Genomic DNA, 16,156 nt, shown 5'->3' with positions numbered 1-16,156 from the left:
TCGCCCAACCTATGCTCTGAGCATGATCTTGCGGGCTTCGTTTCGCGGTAGGCGATCGACGTACAGCTTGCCGTCCAGATGCTCGGTCTCATGCTGGAAGCAGCGTGCCAGCGACCCGCGGGCCTTGATCCGTACCGGACGCTGGAGCCTGTCGATGCCCTCGACGGTCACGCCCGCGGCGCGTCCGACCGGCGCGTAGATCGGCCGGCGCGTCTGGCGATCGGGCACGGACAGGCAGCCCTCCTCGTCCACCACCTCTTCGTCGTCGTCGACGGTCAGCACGGGATTGATCACGTGGCCCTTGCGCCCGGCGATGTCGTACACGAACAGCCGCCGCGACACGCCGATCTGCGGGCCGGCCAGGCCCACGCCGTTGACCGCGTACATCGCCTGGAACATCTCGTCGATCAGCCGGCGCAGCTCGCGGTCGAAGTCCGTCACGGGGTCCGCGGGCGTGCGCAGGACCGGATCGCCGATGACGCGGATCTCACGCATGGGTCTCAACTTTCGTAAGGAGTGGACGACGCTAGGGGTCCTTACTCTAGTCAGCGAGTCCCATCGGCGGGGCTGTGGAAGACTGGTCGGGTGCGTGTCTACATCGGTGCCGACCATGCCGGCTATGAGCTCAAGAACCACCTCGTGTCCTGGCTCAAGGACCACGGTCACGAGGTGACCGACTGCGGTCCCTTCGTCTACGACCCCGAGGACGACTATCCGGCGTTCGTGCTGCGCGCGGCCGAAGGCGTCGCCGGCGACCCCGCCAGCCTGGGGGTGGTCATCGGAGGCTCGGGCAACGGCGAGCAGATCGCCGCCAACAAGGTGCGCGGCATTCGCGCGGCCCTGGCCTGGAGCGAGGAGACGGCCCGGCTGGCCCGCGAGCACAACAACGCCAACGTGGTCAGCGTGGGCGCGCGCATGCACTCCACCGAGGAGGCCACCGGCTTCGTCGAGGCCTTCCTGGCCACGGCCTTCTCCGGCAGCGAGCGGCACAGCAGGCGCATCGCGCAGCTGACCACGTACGAGACGATCGGCCAGCTGCCCTCGCTGCCCTAACCCTTGCGCTTGGCGTCGCGCTTGGGGATCTCGTCGCGCAGGGGCCGCCGGTCGGCGGCCTCCTGCTGCTCCTTCGACGGGTTGGACACGTCGCGAGCACGCATGGCGATGGTCGCGGTGATCTGCAGGCTTTGCAGCGCCATGTGTCCGACTCTACGTCAGCGACATCAGAACGTCAGGCCCGCCCACGGTTTCGGACTCCACGACATCGCGGTGGCCAGGGCGCGCACCGAGCCGGGGGAGTGCTCGCGCAGCACGCCCGCCTCCAGCGACTCCATGAGCAGCCCGTCGCCCAGGTACGCCGAGCCGAGCGCGGCCACCGGCAGCGTGACGTCCGGCTCGTCCTCGACCGGCTTGCACTCGGCGCCCGTCGGGTCGGCGGTGAGCCGCCAGCGCCCGGCGTTCCACGGGCACACGTCGTCCTCTACCTCGATCACCACGTCCACGGCCGCCGAGTAGGCGCGCGAGGCCAGCGCCTTGTCGACCTCCACGACGCGTACCCACAGCTCGTCGGTCCAGCTCGCGCGGAGCTGGCGCTGGTCGGCGAGCAGCGCGATCAGGGGATCGTCCACCGGCCTGCCGCTCGTCTGGATCTTGGAGACCAGGTCGCGGTCCAGGATGCTACGCCAGAGCAGGGCGTAGGCCGCCGGGTCGGCCGCCTCCAGTTCCTGCAACTTCAGCTCCCCGGCGGGGACGACGTCGGCGTCCCAGTTCGCCTTGACGCGGAACAGCGCATAACCGCGCAGGCCGCCGTCGTCCTCGGCGAGGATCGAGCGCAGCGACCCGTTCCCGCGCTGGTCGCCCTCGTCGTCGGCCAGCACGCCGTCCCAGATCTGCGGCTTGCGGTCGTAGCGTCCAGGCCGCCGGGCCACTACGGAGGCGAACAACCCCTCCAGATCAGCGCGTACGTCGGCGGGCTTGGCCACCCTGATCCGGAGCGACGGGTCCGCCGGAGCGTTCTTGACGAATGCCGAGCGGGACTTGTCGATGGTGAAGTACAGGTTGTGCGAGGCGCGGCCGTAGCCGTACCGGCCGTAGATGGCCGCCTCGGAGGCGTACAGGGCGGCGACGCTCTCGCCGCGCTCGCGGACGTCGGAGAGTTGCCTGCGCATCAGCGCGGACAGGATGCCGCGGCGGCGGTGCGAGGGCAGCACGCTGACGCTCGTGACGCCCGCGACGGGGAGCCGGCCGCCGGGCACCGTCATGGTGAAGCTGTTGATGGAGGTGACCCCCGCGACGAGGTCGCCGTCGAAGGCCGCGAGGGTGCGGTCGAACTCCGTCTCGGCCTTGAACCGCGCCGCTTGCTGTGGGTGTGGCGTCCAGTTGAACCCTTCGTCGAGAACCCGGGCGAAGGCCGGCCACTCGGATTCGTCAATCGGACGGATCGGGTACGTCATTCGTCCACGGTAGGAGCGGGCAAAGGGGGAGAGCCACCCATTATCCGTGCTTAATGATCAAGGCGTTGGTCAAGTGGGCTGCCCAAACACGGGTCAGACCGATACAGTCAGGCCCATCATGAGTTCCCGTCCGGCGCCGCTGATCCCGCCACGGGTCCGTGCGGTCCTGGTGCGGGTGCCCTTTCTGGTGGCCGCTGTGCGGTTTTTCCGGCGCGGGCCGCTGGCTCGCGACCGCAACCTGCTCATCACGCTGACCACGCTGGCGCTCGTCATCGGGTTCCTGGCCGCGGAGGTCTCGACCGAGTGGTTCTCGCCGTCTCTGCTGATCCCGGTGACGCTGATCGGCGGGCTCCAGCTCCGGCTGCGCAGCCTGGTCAAGCTGCTGGTGGTCATCGGGGTCGCGCTCGGCTACATCGCGATCACCCTGGGCGTGAACCGCATCGGGCTGGGGCTCACGGTGACGATCGTGTTCACCACCGTGCTCGCCCTGCTGTTGGCCCGCACCAGGGGCAAGCTCGGCGTTCAGGGGCTGCGTGGCGACGCGATGCTGCTGGAGCTGCGCGACCGGCTCAAGAGGCAGGGCGAGCTGCCCCCGATGCCCAAAGACTGGGGCGCCAAGGTGGTGCTCAAGCAGGCGGGCGGGTCCTCGTTCGGCGGCGACTTCCTGGTCTCCATGCGCGACGGCAACTCCGTCGAGATCGCACTGGTCGACGTGTCCGGCAAGGGTGTCGACGCGGGCACCAGGGCGCTGCTGCTGTCGGGCACGTTCGGCGGGCTGCTGGGCTCGGTCGACGACTTCCTGCCCGCGTGCAACACGTACCTGCACCGGCAGCGGGGTGACGAGGGGTTCGTGACCGCGGTGCACCTACGCCTCGACCTGGACACCGGCGACTACACGATCACCTCGGCCGGGCATCCGCCGGTGGTGAAGTTCGACGCGGGCACGGGAAGCTGGCAGGTCGCCACGGCCAAGGGCGTGGTGCTCGGCGTGGTGCCCGACCTGCACTGTGAGCCCGACAGCGGCACCCTGCGCAAGGGCGACGCGCTGCTGCTGTTCACCGACGGGCTGATCGAGCAGCCGGGCCGCGACATCGACGCCGGGCTCGACCGGCTGCTGGGGGAGGCGGAGCGGCTGCTGCCCTCCGGGTTCCGCGACGGCGCGAGGGCGCTGGTGAACGCCATGGCCTCGGGACACAACGACGACTGCGCGCTGGTGCTGATCTGGCGACCCTAGGCGCGTCGTCACCCGCGGTGATTGTTTGATTGTGTACTGTCAATGCCTTCAAACGGCGCGAAGCCCTGGAGGGCGGCCCGTTCGACTACCCTGGGGCTGTCGGACCCTCAGTCCGCCCCTGTCGTCGGTTACGGAGCGCGCATAGATGAACTGGCTCTATCTCGTGGGGATCATCGTCTTCCTGCTCGGGCTGATGTTCTCCATCGCCTTGCACGAGATCGGCCACCTGATCCCCGCCAAGCTCTTCGGCGTCAAGGTGACCCAGTACATGGTCGGGTTCGGCACCACGGCGTGGTCGCGGCGGAAGGGCGAGACCGAGTACGGCATCAAGTGGATCCCGCTCGGCGGCTACATCCGCATGATCGGCATGCTGCCGCCCCGCCCCGGCGACGACCCGAACAAGCTCAGGAGCACCTCCACGGGGCCGTTCCAGGGCCTCATCGAGTCGGCCCGCGACGCCGCGCAGGAGGAGGTCCGCCCGGGCGACGAGGACCGGGTCTTCTACCGGAAGAAGTGGTGGCAGAAGGTCATCATCATGTCCGGCGGCCCGGCGATGAACTTCGTGCTCTCGTTCATCTTCTTCACCATCCTGCTGGTCGGCATCGGCCTGCCCACCTGGGCCCCGGTCGTCTCGCCCGAGACCAACACGTGCGTGATCCCGATGTCCGAGCAGCGCGCCACGTGCAAGTCCACCGACAAGCCCACCCCGGCCGCCCAGGCGGGCCTGAAGGCCGGCGACCGCATGGTCTCCTTCGGCGGACAGAAGATCAACTCCTGGGACGACGCCACCCGCCTGATCCGCTCCCACGGCCCCGGCCCCGTCGCGCTCGGCATCGTCCGTGACGGCAAGCCGATGACGCTCAACGTCACGCTCATCGCCCAGGACCGGCCCAACCTCCAGGACCCGAAGAAGATCGACAAGAACGTCGGCTTCCTGGGCGTCCTGCCCACCGAGGTCATGGAGCGGCAGAGCGTCGGCCAGGTGCTCGGCTACATGGGCGAGCTGACGGGCCGGGTGGCGGGCTCGATCTTCAACCTGCCGCAGAAGATGGTCGGCGTCTGGCACGCGGCATTCTCGGGCGAGAAGCGCGACCCCGAGGGCCCGGTCGGCGTCGTCGGCGCGGGACGCATGGGCGGCGAGATCCTCTCCTCCGACCTGTCCAACGAGAAGAAGATCGCCATCTTCGTCAACCTGCTGGCCGGGTTCAACCTCGCGATCGGCATGTTCAACCTCATCCCGCTGCTGCCGCTCGACGGCGGCCACATCGCCGGCGGGCTGTGGGAGGGCATTAAGCGGGCGTACGCCAAGATCATGCGACGGCCCGAGCCTGGTTACGTGGACATCGCGAAGGTGCTGCCGCTGACGTACGCGATCGCGCTCGTCATGATGATCATGGCTGGCCTGCTGGTCTACGCCGACCTGGTCAACCCCCTCACGCTGACCGGCTGACGGCCCCGTGGACGCCCTGGAGCGGCTGCGCGCCCTCTGCCTGGCGCTGCCCGAGGTCACCGAACGGCTCAGCCACGGGGAGCCCACGTGGTTCGTCAGGGGCAAGAAGACGTTCGTGATGTTCGCCGATCACCATCACGACGACCGCCTGGCGTTCTGGTGCGCGGCCCCGCACGGGGCACAGGAGGAGTTGGTGGGGGAGGACCCGGAACGCTTCTTCCGGCCACCGTACGTGGGGCACCGGGGGTGGCTGGGGGTCTACCTGGACGTGGAGGCGGACTGGGCGGAGATCGCGGAGATCGTCGCGGACGCCTACCGCCAGATCGCCCCGAAGTCCCTGACCGCCCGCATGTCCTGACGCAACCGGGGCGACGTCGGCGCGGACACCCTCGGCGGTGGTCAAGGCCGCGTAGACCTCGGCAACCGACGACTTGATTCCCACTCTGTTTGTCGATCCCTCTTTCCAGCGTTGGTTCTCGTCTGAACTCCGGGAATTCACCGCTGTGCGCCGTGCCGGTCTTGGCTGCGCTGAACCGCCTCGGCGATCTGCTTGATGCGCCGGAGCCTGGCGTCCCACACCGCCCCCACCGAGGACAACTGGGCGACCGCGCGAGCAAGCTGCGCCCCGTCCACCCGGTAGCTCTTCTCTCGCCCGGCAGGCGACGCGTGGCATTTTCTGCGTATGGTCGGCGCGCAGCGGCAGCGGGCCGGCGACGGAGGTGTCGATCCATCATCGACACCGGTTCATTCTCGGGGTTGGCCGATAGCGGACATTCCCTGGACAAGTCCGACCGTCGGGCAGACCATACGCTCACATCCACGCGCCCGTGAGGAGGCTGTCGTGTCAGAGCAGCAGATGCAGGAGAGACGCGCTTTCCAAGGCGACCCAATTGTCTGGATGTTCCAGCCGACCTCCTACGAGGTCGTGACCGGCGACCGGCTCAAACAGTGGGAACGGGATATGAGGAGCCAGGTCTTGGCGCGGCGTGGCATCGAAATCGACATCACGATCATCATCACGACTGGAACGGCGACTTACTCGTTCAGCGGTCCGTCGGACTCCGGGCCGGATGACTGCGACGCGGACTAGCAGGCGTGGCACACCAGCAGCGCGTTGCCATCCTGTCCCTTCCGGACGATCTGCACGCGCTCATGATCCAGGATCAGCTGCTGAGCAAGGACATCGACTGCCATATCGTGGAGACCAGCCGTCTCTATAAGGGCGGCCTGTGTTGGACCAGCCATGGAGAAGCGGGTCACACCATCCCCACGAGCACCGGCGAGCTCCTCGACGTGCAAGAGATCAACCTTGTCTGGTATCGCAGGATCAACTACCCACAGGAGATCCCCGACACCGGACGAGAACCAATCCAGACGGAAATCGTTGACAACGAGTACAAGGCGACGTTGTTCGGCTTGCTCGCGACTGGCTTCACCGGAAAGTGGATCAACGACCCGTTCGCCAGCGTCGGGGCAGAGAACAAGCTGATTCAGCTCATGGCGGCAAAACGGGCCGGTCTGCGCATCCCGAGGACGCTGGTCACGCACGATCCAGCACGGGTGCGTAAGTTCTGTGAAGCCCTCGACTACGAGGTGGTGGTCAAAACCGTAAAGGGCAGCGCGCGCCGCCCTCTCTACGCGATAAAGGCGACCGAGGAACTCGTCGCCGCCGAGGACAGCATCCGGTTCGCGCCGGCGATCTACCAGGAACTCGTTCCTGGGACGGCACATATCCGGGCACATTGCTTCGGCGACGCCACTCACGCGTTCGAGATCGAGTCCGCCAGCCTCGACTGGCGCGGCAACCTCAACGTGCCGATCAAGCCCGTGGCGCTCGACGACAGAACCGTCGCCGGGCTACAGGAGGTGCTGCGCATTCTCGGGCTACGCATGGGCATCTTTGATCTGAAGCGGGTGGGCACAGAGGAGTACGCTTGGCTGGAGGTCAACCCGCAGGGCCAGTTCCTCTTCCTCGAGGGGCTAACCGGCGAGCGGCTTAGCGTGGCCTTCACGAACTTCCTGGTGGACGAGCTCAAACCTGCACGCTGAAAAAGAAGATGACCGCTGCGTGTAGGTGCCCGGGGAGAGCATGATCAGCTCGGGGCGTCCCCCGGCTCCGCACACGAACGGTTCAGGTTTCGTCGTCCCACAGCTCGTACTCGTAGGGTTTGCCGCGGGCCAGCCGCTCGGGGCGTGTGTTGCTCGCGTTCGGGGTCGAGATCCCAATTGAGCAGTTCGATAACGCCGAGAACAGAGGTCTGTTGGAGATCTCGGTCGTATGCTTCCTGTCCTACTGCAACGTCGTTGGGATGATTCGTGGATCCATGTCCGCCCCCGGGACGCTCGGCGCTGGAGGAGTGGATCAACGGCTGATGGGGACAGAGATCCACACTGCAGAAGGCCGCTCCCGAGTCCGGTGAGCGGCCTTCGTGCTGGTCCTGCTGGTCGGGGCGACAGGATTTGAACCTGCGACTTCTTGCTCCCAAAGCAAGCGCGCTACCAAGCTGCGCCACGCCCCGCCTCGCCGAGTGCGCATGCGCTCCGGGACTCCGGTACGCTTACGCCCTGACGACCGGATGAAGTCTAGACCAGAGTTCGACCGGTTCGCGCGGACGTAGCTCAATGGTAGAGCCCTAGTCTTCCAAACTAGCTACGCGGGTTCGATTCCCGTCGTCCGCTCTGCACGGCAAAAGGCCAGGTCATCCCCGCCAGGGAGCCCGGCCTTTGCGATCTTCGCATGGTTTTTCGATCTTTCCTGCTCGTTGCGCGCCCGGTCGGTTTTTCTGGGCGGAGGCGGCTGAGGAAGGGCTGAATCCGTTACGGAGGCTCAGCCGGGTCCGTCGGGAACCGGTCGGGAGAGCCGGCCTTCGTGATCTCGGCAGGTGGTTCGGCCTATACTCCGGAGAATGGCGCCAGAGACGGTCCTCGGAGTCCCCACCCGGCACGAAGGTGATCCGGATCGGGTGGCCATCCTCCTTCCGGGCGCGTCATACGTGCCGGCCCGCCCTCTCCTCCACTTCGCCCGCGTCGTGCTCGCGCATCACGGGTGGACCGTGCAGGAGGTCTGGTGGGAGCCGCCTACGGCAGACACGATGGCCGGACGCGAGGCGTGGGTCGTCGAGCGGGCGCGGGAGGCCGTGGAGGCGGAGAGCGCCGGTCAAGTGCTCGTGGTGGGCAAGTCGCTCGGCACGCTCGCCGCACCCCTCGCCGCCGAACGAGGACTGCCCGCCATCTGGCTCACCCCGTTGCTCACCGTGGAGTCCGTCGTCGGGGCGCTGCGGCGGAGCAAGGCTCCCACGCTGCTCGTCGGCGGGGCGGCCGACAAACTGTGGGACGGTGAGGTCGCGCGGGGTCTGGGGCACCCGTATCTCGAGGTTCCGGACGCCGACCACGGCATGGAGATCTTCGGAGACCCGGTCGCCTCGGCCCGGGTGCTCAAGGACGTGACGGAGGCCATGGACCGGTTCGTGGCGGGGCTGCGCGCGTAGGCATGCGGTGGCGACCGATCTCCCGCGACGCCCTCGTCGAGGAGCTGGCCGAAAGGGTCGCCGCGCGGCAGGGGTGGGTACGGGTGGCCGTGGACGGCGCCCCGGCCGCGCGTCCTGAGACGCTGGCAGACGAGCTCGTCGCGCCGCTGCGGCTGCGCGGGCGGCCCGTGCTGCGGGTGTCGGCGGGCGACTTCCTACGGCCCGCGTCGCTGCGGCTGGAGCACGGCAGGACCGACCCGGACGCCTTCTACGAGGACTGGCTCGACGCCAAGGCGCTCACGAGGGAGGTCCTCGAACCCCTGGACCCGGGCGGCACCGGGCAGGTGTTGCCACGGCTCTGGGACAGCCGCGTCGATCGGGCGTACCGGGCGCCGTACCAGGAGCTGCCCCCGGGAGGGGTGGTGATCGTCGACGGGACGCTGCTGCTGGGGCGGGGGCTGGCGGTCGACCTGAGCGTGCACGTGTGGCTGTCGGCGGGGGCGCTGGAGCGCGGGACACCCGAGGACGAGCTATGGCGGATGCCCGCGTACGAGCGGTACGAGCGAGAGGTACGGCCCCAGCAGGCCGCCGACATCGTGGTCAGGGCCGATCACCCGGACAGGCTGGCCCGCCTGGCCAACGACGCGTGACGCTGGAACGGGGCGCGGGTCATGTGTGAAACCCGGGTGGCCGCCGGGAAAGGCGGCCACCCCCGTCAGCGCGCCGTGGGGCGCTTGCCGTGGTTAGCCTTCTTCTTCTTGCGTGCCTTGCCCTTGCGTGAGCGCCTGGCCATAGCTCGCCTCCGATGATCGACCGGAACCCGAGCCTCTCTCTCCCCAGGTGACCAGCGCAAGGGCACCACGCTAACTAACATTCCCCAACAATTCCGTGTCATAATTTGGTGGAATCTGTTGGAAGGAGCGGGTGTGCTCGCACAACAGCGTCAGCAGACGATCCTCGAACGCGTGCGCAGCAACGGCGGCGTCCGGGTGGCGGACCTCGTCCGCGAGCTCGGCGTCTCCGACATGACGATCCGCCGCGACCTCGAGGTGCTGGCCGAGCGCGGGCTGCTGGAGAAGGTGCACGGCGGCGCCACCGCACTCGGCCCCGGCTCGACCGAGGAGCCGGGGTTCACCGCCAAGTCGGCCCGCCAGCAGCAGGAGAAGGAGGCCATCGCGCGGCGCGCGGCCGGTCTCGTCAGACCGGGCACGGCCGTGGCCCTCTCGGCGGGGACGACCACGTGGGCGCTGGCCCGCCACCTCATCGGCGTCCCCGAGCTGACGGTGATCACCAACTCGATCCCGGTCGCCGAGGTCTTCCACCGCAACCCGCGCTCAGACCGCACGGTCGTGCTGACCGGCGGCGTGCGCACGCCGTCCGACGCCCTGGTGGGCCCGGTGGCCGTGGCCGCGATCCGCCGCCTGCACGTGGACACGCTGTTCCTCGGCGTGCACGGGATGAGCGTGCGGGCCGGGTTCACCACGCCCAACCTGCTGGAGTCGGAGACCGACAGGGAGCTGGTGGCGGCAGCCACCAGACTGGTCATCCCCGCCGACCACACGAAGTGGAACACGGTCGGCATCAGTACGATCGCCGAGCTGAGCGAGGCCGACGTGGTCATCAGCGACGCGGGGCTACCCGAGGACGCACGCACGGAGCTGGCCGAACGGGCCGGAGAACTGATCATCGCGGAGGGCTCTCCTTGAAGCGCACCATCACCCACCTGGCCGACGGCCGAGAGCTGATCTATTTCGATCGGCGTGACGACGCCGACAGGAGCGCGATCGACCGGCGGACACTCGACCCCCGGCCGGTGGCCTCCGAGCTGCGTTACGACCCGCTGACCGAAGAGTGGATCGCGATGGCGGGGCACCGGCAGACGCGCACGTTCCAGCCGACCGGCTCGGCGAGCGAGTGCCCGCTGTGCCCGTCGTCGGACACGCGCTCGTCGGAGATCCCGGCGTACGACTACGACGTCGTGGTGTTCGAGAACCGGTTCCCGTCCTTCTCCGGCAATTTCGGGACTTACCAGGATGTGGGCGGGTTGAGCGATGTTCGCCCGGGAGCGGGGAGGTGTGAGGTCGTCTGCTTCACCTCTGAGCACTCGTCCTCCTTCTCCCGGCTCTCCAGCGACCAGGTGGAGCTGGTCATGGAGGCGTGGGCCGACCGCACGGCCGAGCTGTCCGGGATCGAGGGTGTGGAGCAGGTGTTCTGTTTCGAGAACCGGGGCGAGGAAATCGGTATCACGCTCGCCCACCCGCACGGCCAGATCTACGCCTACCCGTACGTCACGCCCAGGACCAAGCTCCAGCTCGCCGCCGCCAGGCGTTACACCAAGGGCAACCTGTTCGCGGACGTGCTGGCCGCCGAGCGGGCCGAGGCGACGCGGGTGGTGGCCTCCAACGAGCTGTGGACGGCGTTCGTGCCCGCCGCCGCGCGCTGGCCGTACGAGGTGCACATCTACCCGCACCGGCAGGTGCCCGATCTGGCCGCGTTGTCGGAGGAGGAGCGCTCGGCGTTCGCGCCGCTCTACACCTCGGTGCTGCGGGCCTTCGACGACCTGTTCGGCGTCGTGATGCCGTACATCTCGGCCTGGCACCAGGCGCCCGTACGGCGGGATCGCGAGCTCGCGTACCTGCACCTGGAGCTGTTCAGCATCAGGCGGGCGCCGGGGAAGCTCAAGTACCTGGCCGGGTCGGAGTCGGCCATGGGTGCTTTCGTGAACGACGTGCTGCCGGAGGAGGCCGCGCGTATGCTTCGATCACAAGTAGATCACTATTAGGTTTCTAGTTAGGGTCGCATTACTTGTGATCTACCACTAACATCCCTTTTGCACCGGCTGTAACTGCCGTTGCATGCCTAATCCCGGGCGTGTCGCCCGGGAGCCGGGGACCCACCTCGTTCTGGGGTGAATCCGACCACGTGTCGGTAGGGCACCTCCACGCCCGAACCCGTCAGCTAACCCGGCCGGCAGAGGGAGAGGAACATCCACGTGGCGGCTCCGTCCCCCGTGGCGCTTGCCATCGGTCTCATCACTGCCGCGGCCATCGCCGTCCTGCCGGCAACCGTGGCGTCGGCGGCCCCCAAGCCGTCGGAGACCGAGCTCCGCGCCCAGCTGAAGCAGCTCAACAGCAAGGTTGACAAGCTCATCGAGAAGTACAACCTCAAGCGCGTCGAGCTGGCCAAGGCGCAGCAGGCCGCCAAGGCCGCCAAGGACCGCCTGGCCACCGCGGAGCAGACGCTGGCCACGGCCGAACAGCGGGTCGCCGACGTCGCCAGGATGCGCTACCAGAACCACGACCCATCGGTGCCCGCCATCCTGCTGTCCCAGAACGCTCCCGGTATCGCCCTGCTCGAACAGCTCACAGCCGAGCAGCAGGCCGTCGTGCAGGGTGTGGCCAAGGCACGCGACGAGAAGAAGCAGGCCTCCGACCAGGCCGCCGCGCTCGCCACCCAGATCAGCGCGGACGCGAAGGACGTGGCCAAGCAGCGCCAAGAGGCCCAGGACGTCATCAAGGACATCCAGAAGAAGCTCCAGGACCTGGTGCCGTTCGGCCCCGGCCGCAATTCGAACGGCAGCTGGGCCCCGGAGCTGCCCACGGGCTCGGACAACATCACGGCCCGTACGCGGCTGATGAAGGCGGAGGTGGCGAAGAACTTCAAGCTGCCGTACGAGGTGGGCTGCTTCCGCTCAGGCTCCAGCGGCGAGCACCCGCTGGGGCGGGCCTGCGACTTCATGATGAGCACCGGCGGCACGATGCCGGCGGCCATCAACAACGCCCTGGGTGACCGCATCGCGGACTGGGCGCTCAAGAACAAGGACAAGCTCGGCGTCAAGTACGTGATCTGGAAGCAGCGCATCAACATGGGCTCGGGCTGGCGGGCCATGTCGGACCGCGGCAGCATCACCGAGAACCACTACGACCACGTGCACATCTCGATGTACTAGAAATGGGGATTTTGCATCTGGTGCTGTATATCCACTGGTTGAGATGGCGTTCGTGCTGGCAGCCATGCGGTTGAGCGTTCGGAGTGCCAGCTCCGCCGTGTCGCCTGTGGTGCTCTGAGCCGCATTTCTTCTCGTTCTCCGGACACCTTCTCGCATCAGATGCGAGGGGGTGTTGACGGTGAGAAGGGCGGCTGTGGAGCGCCGTTCGCGCGCACCTACCTGCTGCGACGCCTGCGTGGAAGCCACGTGATCAGCACGGCCAGGGCGACGGTCGCGCAGGCGCCCGCCGAGTCGATGTCGCCTTCGGCGAACGCCAGTGCCGTCGGCAGCAGCGGCATCCAGAAGAAGGCCACGGATGGCATTTCGTTTGTATCGCTGCTTCGGCGGGATCTCGGGAGAACTCGGCCCTGGTGTACATGATCGCCACGAAGGGGCCCATCGTGAGGATCACGAACAGCCAGTGGATGCCGGTGGTGGGCGCGAACTGGAGTCAGGCCAGATCCGCAGCGCTCATGGTGCGTCCTTCCTGGTGCGGTGGTGCCTGTGCGGGCCTTTGCGACCGTAGAGGACAGACGCTTATGCCTTCCAAGACCGGTTTCGCCATGAACGGATGACCCGTAAGGCATAGTCCCTCGCTGAGGGTCCGCATCCGGCTCGCCGCCCCGCATTGAGCTCACCCAAGGAGCGTTCGACCAGGCGATGCGAAGCGCCTCGCGGCCCGGCTGCAGCTCCATCATGCCGCTCAGGACATAACGCCATAGCAATATTAATCTTAGACAAGATAACCCTTGAGCCATAGCTTCGGGAGGTGTGAGAAGCCAGATTCCACCTCAAGGGAAGGTTGGGGTAGCGATGCCTACGCAACGCGAGGTAGATGAAGCCAAGATCCGCCAGCTGGTCGACAAGATCGTCGAAGGGCTCCAAGGCAAGGATCTCGAGGGTCTGAAGCGGCTTTACGCAACGGACATTGTGTCCTTCGACATCGAGCAGCCGCTCCAGCATGTGGGGATCGAGGCGAAGCTCAAGAACTGGGCGCCCGTGTTCACGTTCTTCGAGAGCGTGACCTATGAGGTTCGAGACCTGACGCTCACCGTGGGCGATGATGTGGCGTTCGGGCACGCGTTCGCTCGTCTCGGCGGCACGCTGAAGAACGGGACGGCAACGAGCGGTATGTGGGTCAGGGTCACGTACTGCCTCCAGAAGATCGACGGCACGTGGTTGATCGTGCACGACCAGGTCTCGGTGCCGCTCGACATCTCCAGCGGCAAAGGAGTTGTCGACCTCGAGCCCTGATCCCGCCACCCCACTCCCGCCTGCGCCGCGTCGCCGCGGCACCACATTCATGGAGGAAAGCCATGACCCCCGTCCCCGCGACCGTCGAGATCCCGGGCTATCTGGCCGGCACCTGGAAAGCCGACCCGGTGCACTCCGAGATCGCCTTCACCGTCCGTCATCTCATGATCAGCAAGACGCGTGGCCGGTTCACCATCTACGACGTCACGCTCGTCACGAGCGAGGACCTGCTGGGCACGTCGGTGGCCGCGACGATCGACCTCGCGTCCATCGACACCGGCAACGAAATACGTGACAACCACCTTCGCACCGCCGACTACCTCGAGATCGAGAAGTACCCGACGATGAGCTACCGCTCGACCGGCATCCGCCAGACCGGCGACGGTTGGGCCGTCGACGGTGAGCTGACGTTGCACGGCGTCACACGGCAGGTACCGCTGGCCGTCGAGGTGAACGGGTTCGGCCCCGACCCGTGGGGTGGACAGCGGGCCGGCTTCTCCGCGACCGCGGAGATCAACCGGCGCGACTTCGGCATCGACATCAGCACCCCGATGGAGGCCGGTGGCGTCGTAGTCGGCGACAAGGTGTCGATCAGCCTCGAGATCCAGGCCGCTCTCCAGAAGTGACCCGACCCGGACGGGCGGCTCGCAAAGCCCCATCCACCGATCGTGCGGTGTCCCGATTCCGCGGTTCGACCGAGCGGATCGGGACACCGCCACTCTGGTCCAGCGCCTCGTCGAGCTCAGGAGGATTGCCGTGAGCGCCGATCCCGGCATCGTCATCATCGGGGCGAGCCTGGCCGGCGCGAAGGCTCGCCAGGCCCCCGCTGGTGCATGGCCTGGCCGGCCTTGAACTCCTCCGCCCGCGCACCCAGGCCGACCGCCATGGGCGCATCGCCCTGGTGACGGCCTGTCCGCGGCCGGTATGCACCGATGCCATGACCTCGCCCAGCACGGCTGCGATGTCCGCGAGAAGCCCCGCGGCCGCCACATGCCGGTGTCCGCTGTGAACCTGAATGACAGGCTGGAGCCGGAGGCCGATCTCTCGGCTGCGAGCCCGTGCGCGGCTACCGACGGCGGCGGACTGGGCGCCATCGCGCACCGCCTGATCGAAGCGGCGAGCGGATCACGCCCTGCATCGTCGACACGACACCCGACAACGTGACGATCATGAAGCGCGTCCTCAGCGGTTCTCCTGTGGCTCGCCGGTGATCCAGTTCCAGTTGGCGATCGTGGTGCGCATCAGGCGGGCGGCGGTGGATAGGTGGCTGCCGGCGCCCCAGTGCAGGGTGACCGCGCGCCGGCAGTCAGGGCTGTCGACGGGGACCCAGGCGGCGGGGACCCTCGTGGGGCTGGTCCGGGCGAAGGCGGGGACGAGACCGATGCCGAGCCCCGCGCTTATCAGGGCCGCGATGGAGCTGAGCTCGTCGACCTCGCAGACGATCTTCGGGGTATGGTCTCGTGCGGCGAAGAGCCGGTCCAGGAGGCGGCGTTGCCAGTGCCCTTTGCGGGCGCTGACGAAGGGCTGGTCGGTGAGCTCGTCGATGCTCACCGACGTACGGCTCGACAGCGGATGGTCGAGCGGCATGGCCACACCGACCGCCTCATCGAGCAGTTGGACCGCCTCCAGGCCGTCAGCGGAGATCGGCTGGGAGGCGACGCACAGGTCGACATCCTGGGCCCGCAGGTGACGGCCCATGTCCTCGGCCGCCATCCAGCGGAGTTCGACCTCAATGGTCGGGTGAGCTCGTTTGAAGGCCGCCAGCGGCCCGGTGAGCGTGAGGAAGGTCTCCGACGCGAGCCGTACGGTGCCCACGCCCTCGCTGACGGCCTCGGCGACGGCTCGCCGCCCCGCATCCAGCTCACCCAGGGAGCGTTCGACGTAATCGCGGAAGAGCTTGCCCGCGTCATTAAGCCGCAGCCGGCCGCTCCGGTCGAACAGCGGTGTGCGCAGCTCGCTCTCCAGCCGGGCAATGGTACGGCTCAGCGACGGTTGGGCGACGCGGAGCTCCTCGGCCGCGCGGCTGAGGTGCTCCAGCCGCGCCACCACCAGGAACTGCCTGAGCGAGTTCAACTCCATCACGCCTCCCGATGCATAGCGCTACGGAGATATTAATCTCAGGCAAGATAGCCTGAGGGCCATAGTGCCTGGATCTGTCCGCACGTCGACTGAGATGGCCGGCATCACAGGGACGGCCAAGCTGGAGGAGGATTCGCGGTCGCCGATGCCCTCGTAGGGCCGTGGTCGTGCCCGAGCAACGACGGCCGCTCTCGGAGCTCGAGGTCCACAGGACGGGAAGCCCGGCCGTTCCGG

General features: G+C 67.6%; 19 protein-coding genes, 2 tRNA genes and 1 riboswitch. Of the genes, 14 read left to right on the top strand and 7 right to left on the bottom strand.

The genetic code is table 11. The annotated features are described in order from the left end of the window. Positions 1–9 precede the first annotated feature (9 nt). Entirely contained in the window at positions 10–495 is a 486-nt protein-coding gene (def, locus tag ACQPWU_RS44265; protein WP_433431625.1) for a peptide deformylase, read from the bottom strand. Positions 496–585: 90 nt separating this feature from the next. Between def and ACQPWU_RS44260 the strand changes: the two genes are divergently transcribed. Then, complete coding sequence (locus ACQPWU_RS44260; protein ID WP_360704540.1) at positions 586–1,053, top strand: ribose-5-phosphate isomerase; 468 nt, start codon at positions 586–588, stop codon at positions 1,051–1,053. Here the strand turns inward: ACQPWU_RS44260 and ACQPWU_RS44255 are convergent. Together ACQPWU_RS44255 and ACQPWU_RS44250 are read right to left on the bottom strand one after the other, a co-directional pair. Then, on the bottom strand, positions 1,050–1,196 hold the full coding sequence (locus tag ACQPWU_RS44255; protein ID WP_360704543.1) for a hypothetical protein: 147 nt from the start codon (positions 1,194–1,196) through the stop codon (positions 1,050–1,052). The genes ACQPWU_RS44260 and ACQPWU_RS44255 overlap by 4 nt on opposite strands. A 24-nt stretch (positions 1,197–1,220) precedes the next feature. Next, positions 1,221–2,450 (bottom strand): GNAT family N-acetyltransferase, encoded by a 1,230-nt coding sequence (locus ACQPWU_RS44250; protein ID WP_433431624.1) that lies wholly within the window; start codon positions 2,448–2,450, stop codon positions 1,221–1,223. A gap of 118 nt (positions 2,451–2,568) precedes the next feature. Here ACQPWU_RS44250 and ACQPWU_RS44245 point away from each other — a divergent pair, with 118 nt between their 5' ends. The 5 genes from ACQPWU_RS44245 to ACQPWU_RS44225 all read left to right on the top strand — a co-directional run bounded on the left by ACQPWU_RS44245 (position 2,569) and on the right by ACQPWU_RS44225 (position 7,183). Beyond that, on the top strand, positions 2,569–3,684 hold the full coding sequence (locus ACQPWU_RS44245) for a PP2C family protein-serine/threonine phosphatase (RefSeq protein ID WP_433431623.1): 1,116 nt from the start codon (positions 2,569–2,571) through the stop codon (positions 3,682–3,684). 145 nt (positions 3,685–3,829) lie between these two features. Continuing rightward, the gene (locus ACQPWU_RS44240) at positions 3,830–5,134 is read left to right on the top strand and encodes a M50 family metallopeptidase (protein ID WP_433431622.1); all 1,305 of its coding nucleotides are present in this window, start codon (positions 3,830–3,832) and stop codon (positions 5,132–5,134) included. A gap of 7 nt (positions 5,135–5,141) precedes the next feature. Next, a complete protein-coding gene (locus ACQPWU_RS44235) occupies positions 5,142–5,492 on the top strand; it encodes an MmcQ/YjbR family DNA-binding protein (RefSeq protein WP_433431621.1) in 351 nt (116 codons plus the stop codon). A 483-nt stretch (positions 5,493–5,975) separates the two neighbouring features. After that, a complete protein-coding gene (locus tag ACQPWU_RS44230; RefSeq protein WP_433431620.1) occupies positions 5,976–6,224 on the top strand; it encodes a hypothetical protein in 249 nt (82 codons plus the stop codon). A 5-nt stretch (positions 6,225–6,229) separates the two neighbouring features. Beyond that, positions 6,230–7,183: an ATP-grasp domain-containing protein gene (locus ACQPWU_RS44225; RefSeq protein ID WP_433431619.1), complete on the top strand. Its 954-nt coding sequence runs from the start codon at positions 6,230–6,232 to the stop codon at positions 7,181–7,183. 393 nt (positions 7,184–7,576) lie between these two features. On the opposite strand, the gene ACQPWU_RS44220 is transcribed toward ACQPWU_RS44225, so the two are convergent. Continuing rightward, positions 7,577–7,653 (bottom strand) — tRNA-Pro (locus ACQPWU_RS44220). 89 nt (positions 7,654–7,742) lie between these two features. Between ACQPWU_RS44220 and ACQPWU_RS44215 the strand changes: the two genes are divergently transcribed. The 3 genes from ACQPWU_RS44215 to ACQPWU_RS44205 all read left to right on the top strand — a co-directional run bounded on the left by ACQPWU_RS44215 (position 7,743) and on the right by ACQPWU_RS44205 (position 9,251). Continuing rightward, positions 7,743–7,813 (top strand) — tRNA-Gly (locus ACQPWU_RS44215). Positions 7,814–8,040: 227 nt separating this feature from the next. After that, a complete protein-coding gene (locus ACQPWU_RS44210; RefSeq protein ID WP_433431618.1) occupies positions 8,041–8,622 on the top strand; it encodes a hypothetical protein in 582 nt (193 codons plus the stop codon). Positions 8,623–8,624: 2 nt separating this feature from the next. Next, positions 8,625–9,251: a uridine kinase gene (locus ACQPWU_RS44205; protein WP_433431617.1), complete on the top strand. Its 627-nt coding sequence runs from the start codon at positions 8,625–8,627 to the stop codon at positions 9,249–9,251. A gap of 65 nt (positions 9,252–9,316) precedes the next feature. Here ACQPWU_RS44205 and ACQPWU_RS44200 read toward each other — a convergent pair whose 3' ends face one another. Next, positions 9,317–9,394, bottom strand: coding sequence for a 50S ribosomal protein bL37 (locus ACQPWU_RS44200; RefSeq protein WP_376776135.1), 78 nt, complete (start codon positions 9,392–9,394; stop codon positions 9,317–9,319). A 133-nt stretch (positions 9,395–9,527) separates the two neighbouring features. Here ACQPWU_RS44200 and ACQPWU_RS44195 point away from each other — a divergent pair, with 133 nt between their 5' ends. The 3 genes from ACQPWU_RS44195 (at position 9,528) to ACQPWU_RS44185 (ending at position 12,550) form a co-directional block, all read left to right on the top strand. After that, complete coding sequence (locus ACQPWU_RS44195; RefSeq protein WP_433431616.1) at positions 9,528–10,307, top strand: DeoR/GlpR family DNA-binding transcription regulator; 780 nt, start codon at positions 9,528–9,530, stop codon at positions 10,305–10,307. Continuing rightward, a complete protein-coding gene (gene galT, locus ACQPWU_RS44190) occupies positions 10,304–11,383 on the top strand; it encodes a galactose-1-phosphate uridylyltransferase (RefSeq protein ID WP_433431615.1) in 1,080 nt (359 codons plus the stop codon). Before ACQPWU_RS44195 ends, galT begins: the two co-directional genes overlap by 4 nt. A 64-nt stretch (positions 11,384–11,447) precedes the next feature. After that, positions 11,448–11,588: riboswitch (cyclic di-AMP (ydaO/yuaA leader) on the top strand. A gap of 5 nt (positions 11,589–11,593) precedes the next feature. Beyond that, positions 11,594–12,550: a coiled-coil domain-containing protein gene (locus tag ACQPWU_RS44185; RefSeq protein WP_433431614.1), complete on the top strand. Its 957-nt coding sequence runs from the start codon at positions 11,594–11,596 to the stop codon at positions 12,548–12,550. A 215-nt stretch (positions 12,551–12,765) separates the two neighbouring features. Here ACQPWU_RS44185 and ACQPWU_RS44180 read toward each other — a convergent pair whose 3' ends face one another. Then, positions 12,766–12,912 carry a hypothetical protein gene (locus ACQPWU_RS44180; RefSeq protein ID WP_433431613.1) on the bottom strand — a complete coding sequence of 49 codons (147 nt, stop codon included), beginning with the start codon at positions 12,910–12,912 and terminating at the stop codon, positions 12,766–12,768. A 448-nt stretch (positions 12,913–13,360) separates the two neighbouring features. Here ACQPWU_RS44180 and ACQPWU_RS44175 point away from each other — a divergent pair, with 448 nt between their 5' ends. Continuing rightward, a complete protein-coding gene (locus tag ACQPWU_RS44175; protein WP_433431612.1) occupies positions 13,361–13,843 on the top strand; it encodes a YybH family protein in 483 nt (160 codons plus the stop codon). A gap of 62 nt (positions 13,844–13,905) precedes the next feature. Next, positions 13,906–14,469 carry a YceI family protein gene (locus tag ACQPWU_RS44170; protein ID WP_433431611.1) on the top strand — a complete coding sequence of 188 codons (564 nt, stop codon included), beginning with the start codon at positions 13,906–13,908 and terminating at the stop codon, positions 14,467–14,469. 556 nt (positions 14,470–15,025) lie between these two features. On the opposite strand, the gene ACQPWU_RS44165 is transcribed toward ACQPWU_RS44170, so the two are convergent. Next, on the bottom strand, positions 15,026–15,922 hold the full coding sequence (locus ACQPWU_RS44165; protein ID WP_433431610.1) for a LysR substrate-binding domain-containing protein: 897 nt from the start codon (positions 15,920–15,922) through the stop codon (positions 15,026–15,028). Between the last annotated feature and the right edge of the window lie 234 nt (positions 15,923–16,156).

Source organism: Nonomuraea sp. CA-141351, from assembly GCF_050944675.1.
GTDB lineage: Bacteria > Actinomycetota > Actinomycetes > Streptosporangiales > Streptosporangiaceae > Nonomuraea.
Note: the sequence above shows the minus strand (reverse complement) of the source record. Positions and strands in the feature narration are given on the sequence as shown.